Source organism: Rhizobium skierniewicense Ch11, assembly GCF_023757665.1.
Lineage (GTDB): Bacteria > Pseudomonadota > Alphaproteobacteria > Rhizobiales > Rhizobiaceae > Agrobacterium > Agrobacterium skierniewicense.
On sequence record NZ_RXPG01000030.1, the window covers coordinates 434878 to 454653 of the forward strand.

General features: G+C 59.1%; 16 protein-coding genes. 14 read left to right on the top strand and 2 right to left on the bottom strand.

Annotated features, from left to right (window positions below; all coding sequences use genetic code 11):
* Nucleotides 1-13: 13 nt before the first annotated feature.
* Nucleotides 14-2155, bottom strand: coding sequence for a methylmalonyl-CoA mutase (gene scpA, locus EKM04_RS21900; protein ID WP_183893511.1), 2142 nt, complete (start codon nt 2153-2155; stop codon nt 14-16).
* Between the two features lie 277 nt (nt 2156-2432).
* On the opposite strand from scpA, the gene EKM04_RS21905 reads away from it, so the two are divergent.
* The 7 genes from EKM04_RS21905 (at nt 2433) to EKM04_RS21935 (ending at nt 12738) form a co-directional block, all read left to right on the top strand.
* Complete coding sequence (locus tag EKM04_RS21905) at nt 2433-3410, top strand: AraC-like ligand-binding domain-containing protein (protein WP_183893513.1); 978 nt, start codon at nt 2433-2435, stop codon at nt 3408-3410.
* A gap of 100 nt (nt 3411-3510) precedes the next feature.
* A complete protein-coding gene (locus EKM04_RS21910; RefSeq protein ID WP_183893515.1) occupies nt 3511-5538 on the top strand; it encodes a hydantoinase/oxoprolinase family protein in 2028 nt (675 codons plus the stop codon).
* A 3-nt stretch (nt 5539-5541) separates the two neighbouring features.
* The gene (locus tag EKM04_RS21915) at nt 5542-7509 is read left to right on the top strand and encodes a hydantoinase B/oxoprolinase family protein (protein ID WP_183893517.1); all 1968 of its coding nucleotides are present in this window, start codon (nt 5542-5544) and stop codon (nt 7507-7509) included.
* 129 nt (nt 7510-7638) lie between these two features.
* The gene (locus EKM04_RS21920) at nt 7639-8490 is read left to right on the top strand and encodes an FAD binding domain-containing protein (RefSeq protein ID WP_183893519.1); all 852 of its coding nucleotides are present in this window, start codon (nt 7639-7641) and stop codon (nt 8488-8490) included.
* On the top strand, nt 8490-8963 hold the full coding sequence (locus tag EKM04_RS21925) for a (2Fe-2S)-binding protein (protein WP_183893521.1): 474 nt from the start codon (nt 8490-8492) through the stop codon (nt 8961-8963). The genes EKM04_RS21920 and EKM04_RS21925 overlap by 1 nt, the downstream gene beginning before the upstream one ends.
* Nucleotides 8956-11304, top strand: coding sequence for a xanthine dehydrogenase family protein molybdopterin-binding subunit (locus tag EKM04_RS21930; protein ID WP_183893523.1), 2349 nt, complete (start codon nt 8956-8958; stop codon nt 11302-11304). The genes EKM04_RS21925 and EKM04_RS21930 overlap by 8 nt, the downstream gene beginning before the upstream one ends.
* 51 nt (nt 11305-11355) lie before the next feature.
* Nucleotides 11356-12738 (top strand): aspartate aminotransferase family protein, encoded by a 1383-nt coding sequence (locus EKM04_RS21935; RefSeq protein WP_183893525.1) that lies wholly within the window; start codon nt 11356-11358, stop codon nt 12736-12738.
* A gap of 21 nt (nt 12739-12759) precedes the next feature.
* On the opposite strand, the gene EKM04_RS21940 is transcribed toward EKM04_RS21935, so the two are convergent.
* On the bottom strand, nt 12760-13665 hold the full coding sequence (locus EKM04_RS21940; protein ID WP_183893527.1) for a LysR family transcriptional regulator: 906 nt from the start codon (nt 13663-13665) through the stop codon (nt 12760-12762).
* Between the two features lie 137 nt (nt 13666-13802).
* Between EKM04_RS21940 and EKM04_RS21945 the strand changes: the two genes are divergently transcribed.
* The 7 genes from EKM04_RS21945 to EKM04_RS21975 all read left to right on the top strand — a co-directional run bounded on the left by EKM04_RS21945 (nt 13803) and on the right by EKM04_RS21975 (nt 19775).
* On the top strand, nt 13803-14525 hold the full coding sequence (locus EKM04_RS21945) for a LamB/YcsF family protein (RefSeq protein ID WP_183893529.1): 723 nt from the start codon (nt 13803-13805) through the stop codon (nt 14523-14525).
* Nucleotides 14526-14598: 73 nt separating this feature from the next.
* On the top strand, nt 14599-14832 hold the full coding sequence (locus tag EKM04_RS21950; RefSeq protein ID WP_183893531.1) for an acetyl-CoA carboxylase: 234 nt from the start codon (nt 14599-14601) through the stop codon (nt 14830-14832).
* Nucleotides 14829-16196, top strand: a complete 1368-nt coding sequence (locus tag EKM04_RS21955) for an acetyl-CoA carboxylase biotin carboxylase subunit (protein WP_234910861.1) — start codon at nt 14829-14831, stop codon at nt 16194-16196. Before EKM04_RS21950 ends, EKM04_RS21955 begins: the two co-directional genes overlap by 4 nt.
* Before the next feature lie 12 nt (nt 16197-16208).
* Nucleotides 16209-17084 (top strand): 5-oxoprolinase subunit B family protein, encoded by an 876-nt coding sequence (locus EKM04_RS21960; protein ID WP_183893535.1) that lies wholly within the window; start codon nt 16209-16211, stop codon nt 17082-17084.
* Entirely contained in the window at nt 17074-18045 is a 972-nt protein-coding gene (locus EKM04_RS21965) for a 5-oxoprolinase subunit C family protein (protein ID WP_183893537.1), read from the top strand. The genes EKM04_RS21960 and EKM04_RS21965 overlap by 11 nt, the downstream gene beginning before the upstream one ends.
* Nucleotides 18046-18291: 246 nt before the next feature.
* Nucleotides 18292-19044 (top strand): ABC transporter ATP-binding protein, encoded by a 753-nt coding sequence (locus EKM04_RS21970; protein ID WP_174155383.1) that lies wholly within the window; start codon nt 18292-18294, stop codon nt 19042-19044.
* Nucleotides 19041-19775: an ABC transporter ATP-binding protein gene (locus EKM04_RS21975; RefSeq protein WP_183893539.1), complete on the top strand. Its 735-nt coding sequence runs from the start codon at nt 19041-19043 to the stop codon at nt 19773-19775. The genes EKM04_RS21970 and EKM04_RS21975 overlap by 4 nt, the downstream gene beginning before the upstream one ends.
* The last annotated feature ends 1 nt before the right edge of the window (nt 19776 follow it).

Sequence of the window (19776 nt, forward strand, 5' to 3'; positions counted from 1 at the left end):
AGTCCGATTGCCGTCACGCGTTGCGAAGCCGCCCTTGCATCAGATCGATGACGGCACGGGCGGCTTCCAGCACGTTGGTGCCGGGGCCAAAAACAGCCGCCACGCCATTGGCGAGCAGGAACTCGTAATCCTGCCGGGGAACCACACCGCCCACGATAACGATAACATTCTCCGCACCCTTGTCTTTCAGGGCTTGGACCAGTTGTGGCGCAAGCGTCTTGTGACCCGCAGCGAGCGATGACATTCCCACCACATGAACCTTGTGTTCGACGGCGAGCGTTGCAGCCTCATCCGGTGTCTGGAACAAGGGGCCAGCCAGGACATCGAAACCGATATCACCAAAGGCCGACGCGATGATTTTTGCGCCGCGATCATGCCCGTCCTGACCGAGTTTCGCGATCAACATTTTCGGTTTCGAACCAACAATGTTGGACAGTTCACCCAAGCGGGTACACAGCGTTATATATTCCGGGTCGTCCTCATATGCGGCGCCGTACACATCATGCACAACTTCCGGAACTGCTGTATGGTCTCCGAAAACGCTGCGCATCGCGTCTGAAATTTCTCCGACGCTTGCGCGGGCGCGGGCGGCTTCAATCGCGGATTCCAGCAAATTGCCGTTCCCGGTGCGGGCAATTTCGGTCAATCTTGAAAGAGCTGCATCGACGGATGCTTGATTTCGTTGGCGGCGAAGCATCTCCAAGCGTTTGATCTGCGATGTGCGAACGACGGTGTTATCGATATCAAGGATGTCGATGGGGTCTTCATTTTCGAGACGATACTTGTTGACACCGACAATGATTTCCTCCCCACGGTCGACGGCTGCCTGTCGCTTGGTGGCCGCTTCCTCGATCAACCTTTTCGGCAGGCCATCATCGACGGCTTTCGTCATCCCACCGAGCGCCTCGACCTCCTCCATCAGGGCCCACGCTTTTTCCGCGAGGTCGTTCGTCAGGCTTTCGACGTAGTAAGAGCCAGCCAGCGGATCGATGACTTTCGTGACGCCGGTTTCGTGCTGGAGGATAAGCTGGGTATTGCGGGCAATGCGGGCGGAGAAATCGGTCGGTAGTGCCATGGCTTCGTCGAGCGCATTGGTGTGGAGCGATTGCGTTCCGCCGAGTGCTGCCGAAAGTGCTTCATAGGCAGTGCGGATGATGTTGTTGTAAGGGTCCTGCTCCTGAAGCGATACGCCCGATGTCTGGCAGTGGGTGCGCAGCATCGAAGACGATGCCTTCTGCGGCTTGAATTCTTCCATGATCCGCGCCCAAAGCAACCGTGCGGCGCGCAGCTTTGCCGCCTCCATGAAAAAGTTCATGCCGATTGCGAAGAAGAACGACAGTCGTCCGGCAAAATCATCGACGTTCAAACCCTTTTTCAGCGCCGCGCGGACATATTCACGTCCATCTGCCAGGGTGAATGCCAGCTCCTGCACCAGTGTCGCTCCGGCTTCCTGCATGTGATAGCCGGAAATCGAAATCGAATTGAAACGCGGCATTTCCCTCGCCGTATATTCGATGATGTCGGCAATGATGCGCATGGAGGGTTCGGGCGGGTAGATATAGGTGTTGCGCACCATGAATTCTTTGAGAATGTCGTTCTGAATGGTGCCGGATAACTTTGCTCTGGAGCAGCCCTGCTCCTCACCCGCGACGATGAAGCTGGCGAGGATGGGGATGACCGCGCCGTTCATCGTCATGGAGACCGACATTTCGTCGAGCGGTATCCCGTCGAAGAGGATCTTCATATCTTCCACGCTGTCGATGGCGACACCGGCCTTGCCAACGTCGCCGACCACACGCTCATGGTCGCTGTCGTAGCCACGGTGGGTCGCAAGATCGAAGGCGACGGAAAGTCCTTTTTGTCCTGCGGCCAGATTGCGCTTGTAGAACGCATTGGATTCTTCCGCCGTTGAGAAGCCGGCGTATTGGCGGATGGTCCAGGGACGGCCCGCATACATGGTGGCGCGAGGCCCGCGCACGAATGGCTTGAAGCCAGGCATGCTGCCGAGGTGGGGAATGTCCTGGATATCGTCGGCGGTGTAGAGCGGCTTGATATCGATACCTTCCGGCGTCTGCCATACAAGGCTGTCCGGCGACTGCTTGAGCTCTTTTTCCGCAAGCCCAGCCCAGTCCTTTACCGTCTTTTCGTCGGACATTCCCGTCTCCTCACCTTGTTGCATTCCAGCCCTTGGCAACCGAAATGCGTCGCTCCCGAACGGGTGTGCGCACTCCACACACCTCTAACGGCAAGATAGGGAGCCCGCAGCGGCAGCACAACCAAAAACACCGCGCGTGAAGGCAGCCCGGCCCTGACAGCGATACGGCTGGCTTCAGAAACTTGTGCGTTTTTTAACAATACGCTCCTCGAAATTGATGTATCCTGACGTCAATAAAAGGAACCGGAAAATTCGGACCACAGGGGAATATCGAAGAATGAGATACGTCGTCGATAATGTCGGCGGTCTTGCTGGAGGCGATGCCTGGCAGGCCGCAGTAACGGAAACATACTTTCCGCTGGATACCGAGTATCGCAGCCGACGCGAATTTACCGGGACACTGGAAACCTGGTCTCTGGGGCTGGTGGGTGTGTCGCGGATGCAGTGCGACGGCGTGAGCTACAAAAGGCACCGCCGCCATTTCCTGAACGAAAGTGATGCCAGCCTTCTGGTTTCCATTCCCGAGCTCAGCGAGATCAATTTTTCTCAGGGCTCGCGTAGCGTCAAATGCAATCCCGGTGGTTTTTTGCTGGAACGGGGTGATGCGCCCTACGAATTCTGGCATGGGCGGCCCAACGCCTTGTGGGTCCTGAAGGTGCCATCCGCCAGCGTGCGATCCCGCATCGGCTCGACTGACCGGTTCAGCGCCTTGAGTTTCGATGGTACGAGCGGCGTTGCCGCATTGTTTCTGGATACCGTGCGCACCACCATCGGGCATGTTGAGGGTCTCAGTGAAGCGGCACGAGAAATGACCGGCAGACATATTCTTGAAATGCTCTGCCTGTCGATCGTCAGTGACGACCGGGTGCTGGACAGCAGTATTTCCTCCATCCGGGCGGGCCATCTGCATCGGGCCGAGCAGTATATCCGCGACAACATCAAGAGCCGGTCGCTTGGGCCACAGGCCGTGGCGGACGCTGGCGGAATTTCCCTGCGCTACCTGCAGGGACTGTTTCAGGAAAGCAACAAGTCGATCAACGGCTTCATCCGCGATAGCCGCCTCGACCATTGCGCCGAGGAATTGATGTCGGGGACCAATACGGCGACTATCGCCGAAATCGCCTATCGCTGGGGATTTGCCGACCAATCGCAATTCTGCCGACACTACCGGACCAGATTTGGGTGTTCTCCCAGCGATACGCGCCGGCAGGCCGTGCTGCGGGCACGCTCATCGCCGGACACGCTTCGACACTGACGCAATAAACCATCCCATTTGAGAGGATGTCGACTCTGGCCGCCTGTGCGGTTGGCCGGGCAGCATAACTGCGGCCTCAAACAGCCTTAAGGATACGAGAATGACCAGAACCAGAGTTGCCGTGGATGTCGGCGGAACCTTCACGGATATCTGCATCATGGACGAGGATACAGGTGCTATCCGTATCGAGAAAACCGGTTCGACGCCGGATGATCCGATGCGCGCCATTCTGAACGGCGTAGAGCAGGCCGGTATCGACCTGTCCGAAGTGACCATGTTTTCCCATGGCACGACGGTGGCGACCAATGCCCTGATCACGCGCCGCCTGCCGCGCGCCGCGATGGTCTGCACCGAAGGTTTTCGTGATGTCGTCGAAATTCGCCGGGCCAACAAGGAAGACCTTTGGGACACCTACAAGGATGTTGCCAAGCCTTACATTCCCAGGCGCGACCGGCTGACGGTGCGCGAGCGCGTGGATGCAGAGGGCGTGGTTTTGGAGGTGCTGAACGAGGAGGATGCCCGACGCGTGGCCGAAATCCTCAAGAAGCGAGACGTGAAATCGGTGGCGGTCTGCTTCATGAATTCCTACGTCAATGGCGCGAATGAGCGGCGTATGCGCGACATTCTGAAACAGGTCATGCCGGATATTCCGGTGTCGGTGTCTTGCGAGGTCATGCCGGAAATTTTCGAGCACGAACGGTTCTCAACCACCATGGCGAATGCCGTCTGCGCACCGGTCGTTGTGGATTACGTGTCGCGCCTCAGCGACAAACTCGCAGCAGGAGGATATCATCGGGATCTCTTGCTTCTCCACTCGGGCGGCGGCGTCATGACGCCTGCCAGCGTCAGAGAATTTTCGGCTCGCCTTGCCGGTTCCGGCATCGCCGCCGGTGCCATCGCCAGCCGTTTCATCGGCAATCTCTGCGGCTTCCCCAATTCCATCGGCTTCGATATGGGCGGGACCAGCACAGATGTGTCGTTGGCATGGAACGGCCAGTCCCGGATCACCAAGGACTGGTACATCGAATATGGATATCCCATTCGTTTCCCGTCAATCGAGGTTCTGACCATCGGTGCCGGTGGTGGTTCTCTCGCATGGCAGGACGAGGGCGGATCGCTGCGCAACGGTCCGCAGTCCGCCGGTGCCCATCCGGGACCCGCCTGCTATCGTAACGGCAACCCGGTCGCCACGAATACCGACGCGAATGTGGTTCTGGGGCGGCTCGGCAGCAGCCTTGCGGGCGGCAAGATCACGCTTGACCCGACGCTTGCGGCGACGGCGGTTCAGGAAACGGTCGCAACCCCGTTTGGAATGAGCCTTCACAAGGCTGCCGAAGCGATCATCGCGGTTGCCAACGCCAATATGGCCAATGCCGTACGCCTTCTGTCCGTCAGTCGTGGTTACGATCCGCGTGATTTTGCGCTGGTCGCCTTTGGCGGTGCTGGCGCGCTCCACGGGGCGGCGGTCGCCAGGGAACTCTCCATCCCAACGGTCATCGTGCCACCCAACCCCGGTGTCACCTCCGCCCTTGGATGCCTGCTGGTGGATGTGCAGCACGATTTCTCCGAAAGTTTCATGGCGGACGCATCCGCCGTTGCCCCCGACGAGATGGAAGCGGCGTTCCAGCGCATGGAAGGCCAAGCGACGGAGCGGCTTTCTCATGAGGGGATCGCGGCCGGTGACATGGCTTTGCAGCGCATGGTGGAGATGATGTACCAGGGCCAATGGCGCTCGCTTGCCGTCAATGCCCCCGCAAAGATCGAGAGTATCGGCGCGTTGATCGAGGCCTTCCACGCCGAACATGAACGCGAGTTCAATTATCGCCGTGATGAGGCCCCTGTCTCGATCTTCCGTATTGCCATCCAGGCTGTCGGCATCGTTCCCAAGGCCGACCTGCCGAAATACGAGGTGAGGGACCACGCACCCGACCCGGTGACACGACGGGCGGTCTGGTTCGATGGCATCGCCCATGACGCCGCCATCTATCAGCGCGACGTGCTGGAGGCGGGGGCGATGTTTACCGGACCCGCCATCGTGGAGCAGTTCGATTCCACCACAGTTGTGCCACCGGGCATGAGCGCGCGGGTCGATGCTTTCCTGAATATTCTGATCGGTACGAAAGGCTGAGACATGACCAAGTTTGCGGAAACAGAAAACGGCCTCGACCCCGTGACCTTCGAGGTCTTGAAGAACTCGTTCATCACCACGGTCGATCAGATGGCGGAGCAGATGCTGCGCACCTGCTATTCCTTCGTCATCTACAACAGAGACTTTTCCAACGCGCTGCATGATGCCGACGGCAATTCCGTTGCGCAGGGCAATTACGACATCGCCGTGCATGTTGGCACCCTGCACAACACCTGCAAGGAGGTCATCCGTGTTTTTGAGGGCGATATGGCCCCCGGTGACGTCTACGCGATCAACGATCCCTATGCCGGCGGCACGCATTTCAGCGATGTCCGCTTGGTGCGACCCATCTTCGACGAGGATACGCTGATCGGCTTTGCCCAGTCCAACGGTCACTGGTCCGATCTTGGCGGCTCCGTTCCCGGCTCTTTCGATGTCACGGCGCGCGACATGTTCCGCGAAGGTTTGCGGATTACGCCCGTGCGGCTTTTTCGGCAGGGACGGTTCTGCTCTGATGTGGCCAACATGATTGCCGCCAACACGCGTGACCCCGCGTCCATCATCGGCGACATCCACTCGCAGGCACAGGCGACGCAGGCGGCAGAACGCGAACTGCTGCGGTTGACGAAAAAATACGGTCGCCACAAGGTCACGCGCGGCATGGAGGAGGTGCAGGATTATGTCGAGCGTGCCGTGCGAAAGCGGCTCGCGGAACTGCCCGATGGCACGTGGGAGACTGTCGATTATATCGACCGCGATCTGGGTGCCGGGGAGGGGATGATCCCGATCCGCATCAAGATGACGATCAAGGGCGATGCCGTTCACTACGATTTCACCGGCAGCCATTCGACGATTGCCTCCATGTACAACTCGGCGCCCGGTGCGACGTTCTCGGCTGTCGTTGCGGGCATGAAGACCTTCTTTCCCGATCTTCCGCTCAACAGTGGTTTTTACCGTATGATCCATGTGACAGCGCCAAAAAACAGCGTCGTCAGCGCCGAGTGGCCTGTTGCCGTGACCGGCTTCCTGATGCCGTTTGAAAAAATCATGAATGCCATTTTCGAGATGTGGTCGCAGATCATGCCCGAACGCGCCATCGCCTGCGCGTTCAATCTCGAATATCTGCTGGCCGGTGGCCGGGACGCACGCAAGCCTGAAAAGCCGATTTTCATGTTTTATGAATGGCTACCAGGCGGATGGGGCGGTCGCAACGGCAAGGATGGTGCAGACGTGACGACCGCGTGCTTCGGCACCGGGCTGATGTCCCAGCCCAATGAGGGCAATGAGCGCGTCAATCCAACCCGCACCACCGAGTTTCAGATCAAGAGGGATTCCGCCGGTCCGGGCAAATGGCGCGGTGGCGTCGGTGTTCAGAAAACGTCCCTTCTGCTGGAGGCCGAAGGCGCCGTCATGTCCTATATCTGCGACCGCGAACGCGCCGTCGTTTGGGGCGTCGAGGGTGGGCTTCCATCCATGCCGCATGGCTTGACCATTCGCCGTGCCGGTGAAGACGCCGACACATGGCTCGGCTCCGTGTTTTCGGATTACCCCGTCTATACGGGTGACGAGTTTGCGAGACCGACAGCAGGCGGCGGCGGTTTTGGGGATCCACTGGAGCGTGATCCGTCCCATGTCATGGAGGACGTGATCGATGACTATGTGTCCATCGAACGTGCGAAGGTGGATTATGGCGTGGTCGTGAAAGTCATCGATGCCGATCTTTGCGCATACGAGGTCGATAGCGCTGCTACGCAGGCAGCACGCGACGAGATACGGGCAAACCGCAAGGATTGGGCGCGCATGGATCCGCACGCGGTATCCGCCCGCTACAAGGCGGGTGAAATCGATTCACTGGACGCCGTGCGCCGTTTCGCCGTTATTCTCGACTGGGAAAGCGGTGACGTCTTGGAAAAAACAACGGCGCAGTTTCGCGAGAGTTTCGAGAAGCGCAGTGTCGCGCACTGGGGGTGACCGACGCTGGACACCAGAGCCATCTGTTTAATCGATATGACTTTCAAGAAACAACTATTTCACATGGAGTGCGGGCTCGGCCACTATGACGCAACGCCGCAAAAGACGGCATAAAAGGGGTTTTGAACGATGGTCGACAATCTGGAACGGTCACTGACCGTTGCCGGCACGATCGGTGAGGCACTCGCTGCAAAACGGCGAGGTGCCGCGATTCTGGCGGGTGGTACCTGGTTGATGCGTGATCCCAGACGCGGCATTTCGCTGCCACGCGATCTGGTCTCTGTGCACGCATTGGACGGTTTGAAGGCCATCGATATCGATGTCGGTACCGTCACCATCGGCGCGTCCGTCACGCACGAGGCGCTCGGGCAGGCCCTCCGCGGCGTTGCCGGTCTGGAAGCCATCGCAAGCGCCGCCTCGGTTTCTGCCAACCCGGCCATTCGGCGTGTCGCAACGGTGGGCGGAAACCTGTGTACCTCCGATTTTTCCGCAGCCGACCTTGTTCCGGCACTTCTCGCAGTGGATGCCATTGTGGAGTTGCGGGCTGATCACGCACAGATGCGATGGCCGCTTTCGTCCTTCCTTGCCAATCGCCAGGAACTGCTGGCCGATGCCATAATGACGCGTATTCTTGTTCCACGGGCGACGACAGCCAGCGTCCATATCCGCCTGCCACTGCGCCGTGCCGGAGATTACCCGGTTGCAATCGTGTCCTGTGCCCTGTCGAGCAAGGGTAGGATCAACGTGGCGGTTGGTTCCGTCGAGGATGTCGCACGACGCTGGACGAGCCTTGAAGACGCATTTTCGAAAGAGCCCGGTGGACGTCCCGCGACTGCGCAGATTGCCGCATCGCTTGCACGGGAATGCAATGACTTCAACGGGCGAGACGGAATCGAAGCCGACAGCTGGTATCGCTGCCAGGTTCTACCCGCACTGGTTCGTCGTGGCATGGAAACGCTTTTGCGCGAGGACGCGTCTTGATGACGGTTTCATTTCAAATCAACGGTTCGACTTGCCGTTACAGCGGTGATCCGATGACGCCACTGGTCGATGTGCTGCGAAACGAACGGTTTCTGACCGGAACCAAGGCCGTATGCCGGGAAGGCTTCTGCGGTGCCTGCACCGTGCATGTCGATGGAGAGGCCGTCATGTCGTGCCTTCAGCCGGTCGGCTTGCTGGACGGCGCGAGCGTCACCTCTATCGAGGCCATGTCGACCGGCGACGGGCCGTTGCACCCGCTTCAGGCAGCCTTCGAAGCCGCTGACGCAGTTCAGTGCGGCATGTGTTTTCCCGGCATGGTAATGAGCCTCTCGCATTTTCTGCGCGACAATGCAGGCGCGAGCCGTGCCGATGTGAAGGCGGCAATGGTCGGCAATATCTGCCGTTGCACGGGTTACGAGCGGATCATCGATGCCGTCATGGGCGTCATTTCTGGAGCGCGCGCCGATGGTTGACGTTTCCACCACCGTTATGGACCTTCCGCGCCGTGACGCCCGCGACAAGTTGCGTGGTCGCACCCGCTATACCAATGACCGCGCCCGTCCAGATATGCTGCACGCCGTGTTATTGCGCTCTACTGTTCCCTGCGGTCGCATTGTCAGGCTCGATGTGTCTGCCGCACTCGGTTGCCCCGGTGTGCTGGCGATTGCCACGGCTGCGGATGCGCCGGGAAATTACGGCATCGGCATTGCCGATCATCCGCTGTTTGCCGTGGATATGATCCGCTACAACGGCGAACCCATCGCCGCAATCGCTGCTGAAACCGAGGCTGAAGCACGTGCGGCGCTGAAAGCGATTACTCTAGAGATCGATACGCTCGACCCGGTTCTCACCATGGCCGACGCTTTGGAGACTGACGCGCGGCTGGTTCATGAAAACTGGCGTGATTACGAGGTTCTGGCGGAGGGCGGTACCCGCTCCCGCAACATTGCCTGGGAAGCGAAATCGGTCCGGGGCGATGTCGATGCAGCGTTTGCGCGCGACGACGTGACGATTGTTGAAAGCAGCTTTTCGGTTGGCCGGCAGAGCCACGTGCCGTTCGAACCGCGTGTGGCGATTGGCAGTTGGGAAGACGGGCGCGCGCATATTCAGACGTCGACGCAGGTGCCTTGGACCGTGCGCAATGTGACCGGGCGCGTCATGCAACTGCCACCAGGGCGCGTTCGCGTCACCGTGCCACCGGTGGGCGGTGCTTTCGGCCTGAAATTCGATGCTTCCATTGAGCCGATCACGGCCCTTCTTGCCCGTATGACCGGGCGCAGCGTCATTCTCGAAAACACCCGTCAGGAGGAAATGGCGACGTGTCTGTGCCGGGAAAATGCGGAGATCACCATTCGCTCGGCAGTGACGGCGCAGGGTGAAATCGTTGGACGCGAGGCCGTGGTGCTGATGGATTGCGGTGCTTATGGCGGTGAGCAGGTGTTTCTCACCACCATGACATCGCACACTTTGGGCGGCAGCTACCGGCTGGGAAGCGCCCGGCTCGTCAGCCGTGCCGTCTATACCAACACGCCACCCAACGGTGCGTTCAGGGCGTGTAACGGTGTTTACAATGGTTTTGCGCTGGAACGTCACACCGACGAGATTTGCGATGCCATCGGCATGGACGGGGTCGAGTTTCGCAAGCGCAATGTGCTTGGCGATGGCGATCCCGGTCCGACCGGTCAGATATTCGAAGGTGATGTGTTACGTCCGATGCTGGAGCGTATGGACGCATTGCGAACGAAAACCGGCACTGCCGAAGACAAGGCCGATGGTCGGCTTTACGGTCGCGCGACCACGGTTGGGACGTGGTTCATCTTCGTCGGCCCGTCTGCCGCGACAATTAACATGAATGCGGATGGTAGCGCCACGCTGGTGACCTCGGGTGTCGAGATCGGCTCAGGCACCATGATGCAGTCCCTGCCGCAGATCGTGGCTGGCCAGTTGGGATTGAGCCCTGATCAGGTGGTGGTAAAAGAGGCCGACACGGACGCGGCAGCTCTGGATGCGGGCGTCGGCGGTGGACGAACCACCGTCTCCATCGGCGCTGCCAGTGTCGGTGCTGCCGCCGAAGTGAAAGAGAAGCTTTTGCGCGCCGCAGGCGAGATGCTCCAGACCGCGCCGAACGATCTGGTCTTGCGAGCAGGACGGGTGGAAATCACCGGGCGTCCCGGCTCCGGGGTCACGATCCCGGCTGTCGTCGCACACGCCCAGGCGACGACGGGTCCGATCACAGGTACCGGCAGCTTCACCGCGAAGAACACGCCTGCCATGGCGGGTTGCGCGATGGGGCATTTCATCGACGCTCTCGATATTCCGGTCTTTGTCGTCCATGAGGCAGAAGTGGCAGTTGATCCAGATACCGGTCACGTCGAGGTGCTGGCCTATCGCGTTGTGCAGGATGTCGGGCGGGCGCTCAATCCGCGCGCCATCATGGGGCAGGTTCAGGGTGGTGTCGTGCAGGGTTTTGGCTATGCGTTACACGAAGAGGTGACGATGACGGATGATGGTCGCATCGCGCAGGATGGTTTCGAGACCTATCGGGTACCGCTGGCGCAGGATGTCATTCCCGTGGTGGCCGATCTCTACGAAGGCGCCCCGTCGATGGGGCCGCTGGGAACGAAAGGGGCAGGAGAGGTCCCGATTCTCGCCGTCGGGTCCGCCATTGCCTGTGCGGTTTCACGCGCTATCGGCAAGCCGGTTTCGCGCTTGCCGCTGACCGCTCCGCGGGTTCTGCGTCTGCTCCATGATCGGGAGCCTCCCTCTTTGCATCCTCATATCGCGCCCGCATGGATCGATAACACGTTGCGCTGAAAACCGCATTGAACGATATTTCGCATTACAACTCCAGCCAATGGGTCCGACATGAACATTCTTTCCAATTCGCTCGCCGCCGCAGACATTGCCTCGACAATGCACCCCAATACCAACCTGCGTCAGCATGAGCGCACGGGTCCACTGGTCATCGAGCGAGGCGAGGGCATTCGTGTTTATGACGATCGCGGCAAGGAATATATCGAAGGTCTGGCTGGTCTGTGGTCGGTGGCGGTCGGGTTCTCGGAGCCTCGTCTGGCTGAGGCAGCCTACAAGCAGATGCTGAAGCTGCCTTACTATCACACGTTCTCGTCCAAGTCGCATGAGCCTTCCATCCGGTTGGCAGAGAAGCTCGTCGAGATGACGCCTGCCAACATCACCCGCGCCTTCTTCACGTCGTCTGGCTCGGAGGCCAACGATACGATCGTGAAGATGGTCTGGTACATGAACAATGCGCTAGGCCGTCCCAAGAAGAAGAAATTTCTGTCACGGATCAAGGGATATCACGGCATCACTGTCGCATCTGGCAGCCTGACGGGCCTGCCGATCAATCACAGGGACTTCGATCTGCCCGCCATTCCGGTACACCACCTGACCTGCCCGCATTTTTATCGCTTCGGTGCGGAGGGAGAAGATGAGGCGGCGTTCACATCGCGCCTGCTTGCCGAGCTCGAAACCGTCATCACAACGGAAGGCGCCGATACCATTGCTGCCTTCATCGGTGAGCCGCTAATGGCTGCTGGTGGCGTCATGCCGCCGCCGGCGGGCTACTGGGAGGGTGTCGAGCGGATTTGCCGCGCAAACGATATCCTGATCGTTTCGGACGAAGTCATCTGCGGTTTCGGTCGCCTCGGGACGCCATTCGGTTGCCAGAAATTCAATTTCACGCCAGATATCATGACGCTTTCCAAGCAGATTACCTCCTCCTACATGCCGTTCGCGGCAGTCATGTTTTCCGATGCCATCTATCAGGCGATCGCAGACAATTCTGAAAAAATCGGCGCGTTCGGTCACGGTTTCACAGCATCCGGTCATCCGGTGGCTTCGGCCGTTGCGCTGGAAAACCTCGCCATTATCGAGGAACGTGACCTGATGGGGAACGCGGCCCGGTTGGAAGCACAGTTTCAAGCCGGTCTGCGTTCCTTTGCGGATCATCCACTCGTCGGCGAAGCGCGCGGTACCGGCCTGATCGGTGCGGTGGAACTGGTGGCCAACAAGGAAACCCGAAAGCCGTTCGAGAAGATCGGCAAGGCTGGTGCGATCGCGTCACTGATCGGCCATGAGGAGGGGCTGATCTTCCGCGCCATTGGCGACCAGCTGGCTCTTTGCCCGCCCATGATCATCACCTCGGATGAGGTCGACGAAATCATGGTTCGCATGGGCCGTACGCTTGACCGTTTGACCGGGGCAATAGCCGCTGAAGGGCTGGTCTAGAGTCACCGAGACGTCGCGCTTTCAGCCTCCGCCGCCCATCGTGACGGACATGAAAGCGCGGAAGGTCTTGGCTGCGGCTGGAAGAGGGCGGGCTTTTGCCCATGCAAGACCGACGTCCATACTCGGAATGGGCTCGACCAGTCGTTTGAGTTCGATGCGCTGTCCTTCAAGCGACCAGGGGCGATAGACCATATCCGAAAGAATCGTCACACCGACGCCTGCCGCCACAAGCGAGCGGACGGCTTCAACCGAGCTGGTGGTCAATACCGTACGAGGTTGCAGCCCGGCCACATCCCAGTATCGTGCAGCGGTTTCGTTGGCTTCATCGACTGTCAGCATCACATAATCTTCCTGCGCAATATCTGCCAGACTGATGTGATTGCGCAAGAGCAGATGGTGATCTGCCGAAAGCCACAGGCGACGGCTGGATCGCATCAAAACCTCCTCCTCCAGCTCCTCCGTGTTGCAAAGGTTCGACACCAGCATCAGCGCCATATCGATGTCACCGCGGGCCAGTTGTCGTTCAAGTTCCGTGCGCGGCAACTCTTTCAACTCGACGGAGATTTGCGGATAGGTCTTGCGAAACCGCGCATAGTATTTGGACATGAAGTAGCCGGTGACGGTATAGGTCATTCCAAGCGTCAGTTTACCCGAGTAACCTTCGCGCTCTCTCAAGGGGCTGTGCACGGCAGCGGCCACTGCGCCGGTGATGATACGGGCATGTTCCAGAAACCTTGCGCCTTCCATGGTCAAGCGCACTCCGGCGTGGGTGCGTTCCAGCAGTTTTACACCCAGTTCCTCTTCAAGCGCTTTTATCGCCGCAGTGACCGCCGATTGGGAAATATTGAGATTGACGGCGGCATGGCTGACCTGTCCGCTCTCAGCCGAAGCAATGAAATAATCAAGCTGTTTCAATGTGATGCTCATGAAAGTTCACCTCTCGAATGATTATCGTTTTTTTTGATATTACATTAAAAAAATTACTATTTCACAAGAGTAAAAACCTCAGACAAGATTTGTGCAACGCCGCAAAGACGGCAGCATATACAAGGGGAATTTCGATCATGAGCGTCACGCTGAACTGTGACATGGGGGAGAGCTTTGGCCTCTACCGACTGGGTGATGATGCTGGCTTGATGCCGCTCATCGATGCCGCCAACGTTGCCTGCGGCTTCCATGCCTCCGATCCCGACCATATGCGCTCGACGGTGCGGCGTGCCAAGGAGCATGGCGTAAAGGTTGGTGCGCATCCCTCGCTCCCCGATCTTCAGGGCTTTGGCCGTCGCGAGATGAAGATGAGCCGCGAGGAAATTGCCAACAGCGTCATTTATCAGGTTGGTGCTTTGATGGGCTTCCTCAAGGCTGAGGATATGCCCCTGCACCACATCAAGCCACATGGCAGCCTTTACGGCATGGCTGCGCGTCAGGAAGAGATTGCACACGGAATTTGTGATGCGGCTGAAATCTTTGGCGTGCCACTGTTTGGCATGACCAATACCATGCACGAAAAAATCTACCGACAGCGCGGCATCACCTTCATCCCGGAGTTCTACGCTGATCTGGAATATGCTCCAGGTGGAGCACTGATCGTGACCCGCGAGCATGATGCGAAAGATCCTGACCTGATGGCGGAGCGTTGCGTGCGGGCGCTGAAGGACGGTCAGGGCACGGCAAACGATGGAAGTCTGTTTCCACTCGCATGCGAGACCATCTGCGTTCATTCCGACACGCCGAATGCTATCGATATTGCCAAGGCCGTGCGCGAAGCTATCGCGCCCTGGCACTGACATCGACAACGGCCGCCAACGGCTGTTTTATGTTTGCAGTTTTCTCGCATTGTCGGAACCGGAGAACCACGCCATGACACACATTCTATCGCCCCTTCCCGGAACATTTTATCGTAGTGCAGCCCCCGGCCAGCCGCCACTCAAAGCAGATGGCGAGGATGTGGCTGTTGGTGACGTGATCGGCCTTATCGAAGTGATGAAGTCCTTTCACGAGGTTCGCTCTGACGTGGCAGGAAGCGGCATCAACTTTCTCGTTGATAATGAGGAGCCGGTCATGGCCGGTGCGGCACTGGCGGATCTAAGCTGATGCTGAAGAAGCTGCTGATTGCCAACAGGGGTGAGATCGCGGTGCGGGTGATCCGCGCAGCTCAGGATCTCGGTATCGCAACCGTTGCTGTTTACTCCGCAGCCGATGCAGATGCCTTGCATGTTCGCCTCGCAGATGAAGCCGTCAACATCGGACCGCCCGCAGCGAAGAAGTCCTATCTCAACATCGAGGCGTTGCTGGAGGCCGCGCGCAGCACCGGATGCGACAGCGTACATCCAGGCTATGGCTTTCTGGCGGAAAACGCTGACTTTTCCGACGCTGTGACCGCAGCAGGACTGATCTTCGTCGGTCCATCCGGCAACGCGATCCGTTTGATGGGCGACAAGGTATCGGCGCGATCGGCTGCGGCTGCTGCCGGGGTGCCTGTGGTTCCGGGTTCGGCTGGCCGCGTCGAAAGCGTGGAAGCCGCACGGGATGTTCTGGCGGAAACCGGTTTTCCGGTCATGATCAAGGCCGCGGCCGGCGGCGGTGGGCGTGGTATCCGCATCGCAAATTCACTTGCCGAGTTCGAGCAAGCCTATCCGCAGGCGCAGGCCGAGGCCCTGGCGGCCTTCGGTGACGGCGGTCTCTATATGGAAAAGGTCATAGGACGGGCGCGCCACATCGAGGTGCAGGTTTTGGCCGATGGAAAAAACGCCGTCCATTGCTACGAGCGGGAATGTTCGCTCCAGCGCAGACGCCAAAAGGTCTGGGAGGAGGCGCCTTCACAAGCACTTTCGGATGCTCTGCGCGAAAAGCTATGCGCGTCTGCTGTGGCGCTGGCGAAAGCGGTGTCTTACTCGGGTGCCGGAACCGTCGAATATCTCTATGAGGATGCAGCCGACACATTCTATTTTATCGAGATGAACACCCGTATTCAGGTGGAACACCCCGTAACCGAAGCCATTACCGGTCTCGATCTCGTTGCCGAAATGTTGCGGATTGCCGGTGGTGAGCCGCTACGACTGGTTCAGGATGATATCAAGGTCAACGGCCATGCCATCGAGGTTCGTCTGAACGCGGAAGACCCAGCCAAGGATTTCGCGCCGTTTCCCGGCAAGGTCGATGATCTGAGGATACCGGGCGGTCCCGGTGTCCGGTTCGATTCCATGCTCTACAATGGCTACGAGATACCGCCATTTTACGATTCCCTTCTGGCAAAGCTCATCGTGCATGCGGAAACGCGCGAAGCGGCCATTGCTCGCCTGAAGCGTGCACTGAACGAGCTTGAAATTACCGGCATAAAAACGACCAAGCCGCTGTTTCTGGCACTTGCAGCCGATCCTGCGGTTCAGTCCGGAGATGTCCACACCCGCTGGCTGGAAGGCTGGCTTACCGAAAACGCAGCGGCGCTCGCCGGCTGAAAAGGAGAAGTGATGTCGATACGATTCAACTTCGGCGGTGATGAACATATTTTCGGTGAAGTGTCCGAAGAGATGTCGCTGGCTTCGTTCTTCACCGGCCTGTCGATGATCAATGCGGTGCGTGAGGCGAAGATCAAGGGTGTTACCGAAACCTGCCCGGCCAATGCCAGCTTTCAGATTCGCTTCAACCCTGACATCATTTCCCCGCATGATCTGTTGAAAGAGCTGAAGTCGATGGAAGATGCAGCTTCGAAATCCGATGCTGCGTTGAAGACGCGGATCATCGAACTGCCGGTCTATTTCCAGGACCCGTGGACGCACGAGACCGCCATGCGGTTTCGCGAACGTCATCAGGACCCAAACTCGACCGATCTGGAATATTCCGCCCGCATCAACGGCTACGGCACGGTCGAGGAGTTCATCGCGGCCTATTCCGGCCAGCCATGGTTCGTCTCGATGGTAGGCTTCGTTGCTGGTCTGCCGTGGCTCTATCAGATGGTCGAGCGCAAGAAGCAGATCGAAGCGCCGAAATATCTGCGTCCTCGCACGGATACGCCAAAGCTGACGGTGGGGCATGGCGGTTGCTTTGCCGCGATCTATTCCGTGCGCGGGGCCGGTGGCTACCAGATGTATGGTGTCACACCCGCTCCGATCTATGATCCGACCCGCAAGGTGCGGTATCTGACGGACGAGATGTGCCTTTTCAAACCCGGTGATATCGTCAAGTTCAAGTCGATCACTCGCGACGAATACGACACAATGCTTGAAGAGATCGAGGCTAACCGCTGGCAGCCGACGGTGCGTGACTGCACCTTCAGCCTCACCAGTTTCAACAGCGACATTTACGGCACCAATGCCCAACTGATGGAGCTTCTCAATGGCCGTTAAAGTCATCACACCCGGCCTTGCCACGTCAGTCCAGGATCTCGGTCGTCCCGGTTATTATCATTCCGGTATTCCCGAAGGCGGTGGCATGGACCGCTTTTCCACCCGCATCGCCAATCTTCTGGTGGGCAACGAACCCGGTGCCGCTGTCCTGGAAGTCACCTTCATGGGCCCAGAGCTGGAGTTCACAAAGCCTCTGACCGTCGCCGTGACCGGCGGCGAACTTCCGCCCAAGGTCAATGGCGTGGAGCAGCCGACATGGGAAAGCTTTGCCGTGAAGGCAGGTGATCGTCTGTCGTTCGGATATCTCAAGGCAGGAGCGCGCGCTTATATTGCCATATCGGGCGGCATCGACGTTCCGGTCGTTCTGGGGTCGCGCTCGACCTATGTGCTTGGTGCCCTAGGCGGTTTTGAGGGGCGCGTCCTGAAAGCAGGTGACGAACTTCCGGTTGGCGAAGGTTCCGGCAAAGCAGGGCTTTCGCTTCCGTCGCATCTGCGCGGTTTGGGTGCCATGCCAGCCGAACTCCGCATGCTGCCCGGCATTTACTGGCACCGGATAACCGACGCCGCGGGGAAGCGCTTTTTCGAGGATACCTGGAAAGTCGCGCCGGAAGCTGACCGTATCGGCTATCGCTTCAAGGGCGGCACGCCACTCGAATTCATTCCTCGCGAGCAGCCGTTCGGTGCCGGTTCGGACCCTTCCAATATCGTTGACGCCTGCTATCCCTATGGGTCCGTGCAGGTGCCGAGTGGCACGGAACCCATCGTGCTTCATCGCGATGCGGTGTCGGGTGGCGGTTACATGATGCTGGGCGTCGTCATTTCTGCGGATATGGACCGTATCGCGCAAATGCAGCCGCATACACCGGCGCAATTCGTACCCGTAACGCTGGAGGAGGCGCTTGTGGCGCGGGCCGACAGGACGGCGGCGCTCGCGAAGGCAGAGGAATTCCTGGCCGCCTGATACGGTCGGATCTCTTCGGACGAGGAACCGGGGATGGACTGGTCAATCCCGATTGGCCCTCCGCAGCGCCAGATTACTATATCCGGCGCGCGCAACGACAAGACGAAGCCGGTAAACGGCGTGAATTTGTTAGCCGAGCGATCCGAAGAGATTGCCGGAAGAATAAGGGGAACATCGCTGGAATTTTCAGGCCGTCACACGGTCCGTTCCAGCATGCCCTCTCCTGAAAACATAAGGAACAGGGGAATGGGTCAACTTAGCGCGGAAAACGTCTCCGTCGCCTTCGCAGGGCTAAAGGCGCTGTCGTCGGTGACGTTGGATATAACGCCCGGACATATTAGTGGTCTGATTGGTCCTAATGGTGCTGGCAAGACGACACTGGTCAATGTGCTGACGGGTTTTCAGGCTCCGACCGAAGGAGCCATCAATCTCGACGGGGCATCGCTCAGCGGGCTCAAGCCGCATATGGTGCGACGGCGTGGTATCGCCAGGACCTTTCAGGGTGGCCGTCTTTTCCGGGATCTGGCCGTTATCGACAATCTCGAAGTGACCGGTGTAGGCCTCGGCATGAGCAGGCGAGCCGCCGTTGCAGAAGCGCAGGCCATGCTGGACTGGATGGGCATCGGCGCTCTCGGCTCGCGCATTGCCGGTACGCTGCCCTATACGGACGAGCGCCGGGTTGCCATAGGCCGCGCGCTCATTGGCCGCCCATCCTATATTCTTCTCGACGAACCCGCTGCCGGAATGAGCAGCCATGAGGCCTCCGACCTGTCGTCGCTGGTCCGGCGCATTGCACGTGAACTCGGCTGTGGTGTTCTCATCATCGAACACAATGTCGGCCTTGTGCTGGGGCTGTGCGACCACATCGTTGTCCTTGATTCCGGCGCGGTCATCGAAGAGGGCACACCCGCCGCGATCCGCGGCAGCGAGAAGGTGCGGCATGCCTACATGGGTACAGCTGCCGACACGGACTTGCCCGTTGTGGAGGCGTTGCAATGAATATCCTAACGGTATCCGACGTCGAAATCCGCTATGGCAGACTGACCGCCGTGCGGGGTGTTTCCTTCTCAATCGATGAGGGCGAAATCCTCTTCATCACCGGTCCGAACGGGGCTGGAAAATCATCGTTGATGCGCGCGATTGCGGGCGTTACCCCGGCCTCTGCCGGACGCATAGATTTCCATGGTAACGATATCACCGGCAAAGCGCCGGAAGATATTGCGCGCCTTGGCTTTTCCATGGTGCCGGAGGGGCGGGAGGTTTTCGGCTCTCTGACCATAGAGGAAAATCTTCTGGTCGGCACGGGGATGCACGCCCGAGATCGCGGTTGGCGTGCGCGCGCCGCGACCGAACTGGAGGCGGTTTATGAGACCTTTCCCATGCTGAAAGAGCGCCGAAACGGGCAGGCTGGCCTTTTGTCCGGCGGTCAGCAACAAATGCTTGTCATCGGTCGCGCACTGATGACGAACCCGCGCCTCATCGCCATCGATGAGCCGTCACTCGGACTGGCGCCCAACATCACCGACCAGGTTTACGAGCGGCTGATCGCACTGCGGGCCGAGCGTCGATTAACCCTGCTTGTCGTGGAGCAGAGCTCTGCCCGCGCCGTCATGGTCGGCGGACGCATGATCCTCATGCGCGGCGGCGAGATCGTGCTGGACGGCGATGCGCGCGCACTCGGCAACAGCGAGGCCATTCAGGCAGCTTATTTCGGTTATGAGGATCATTGAG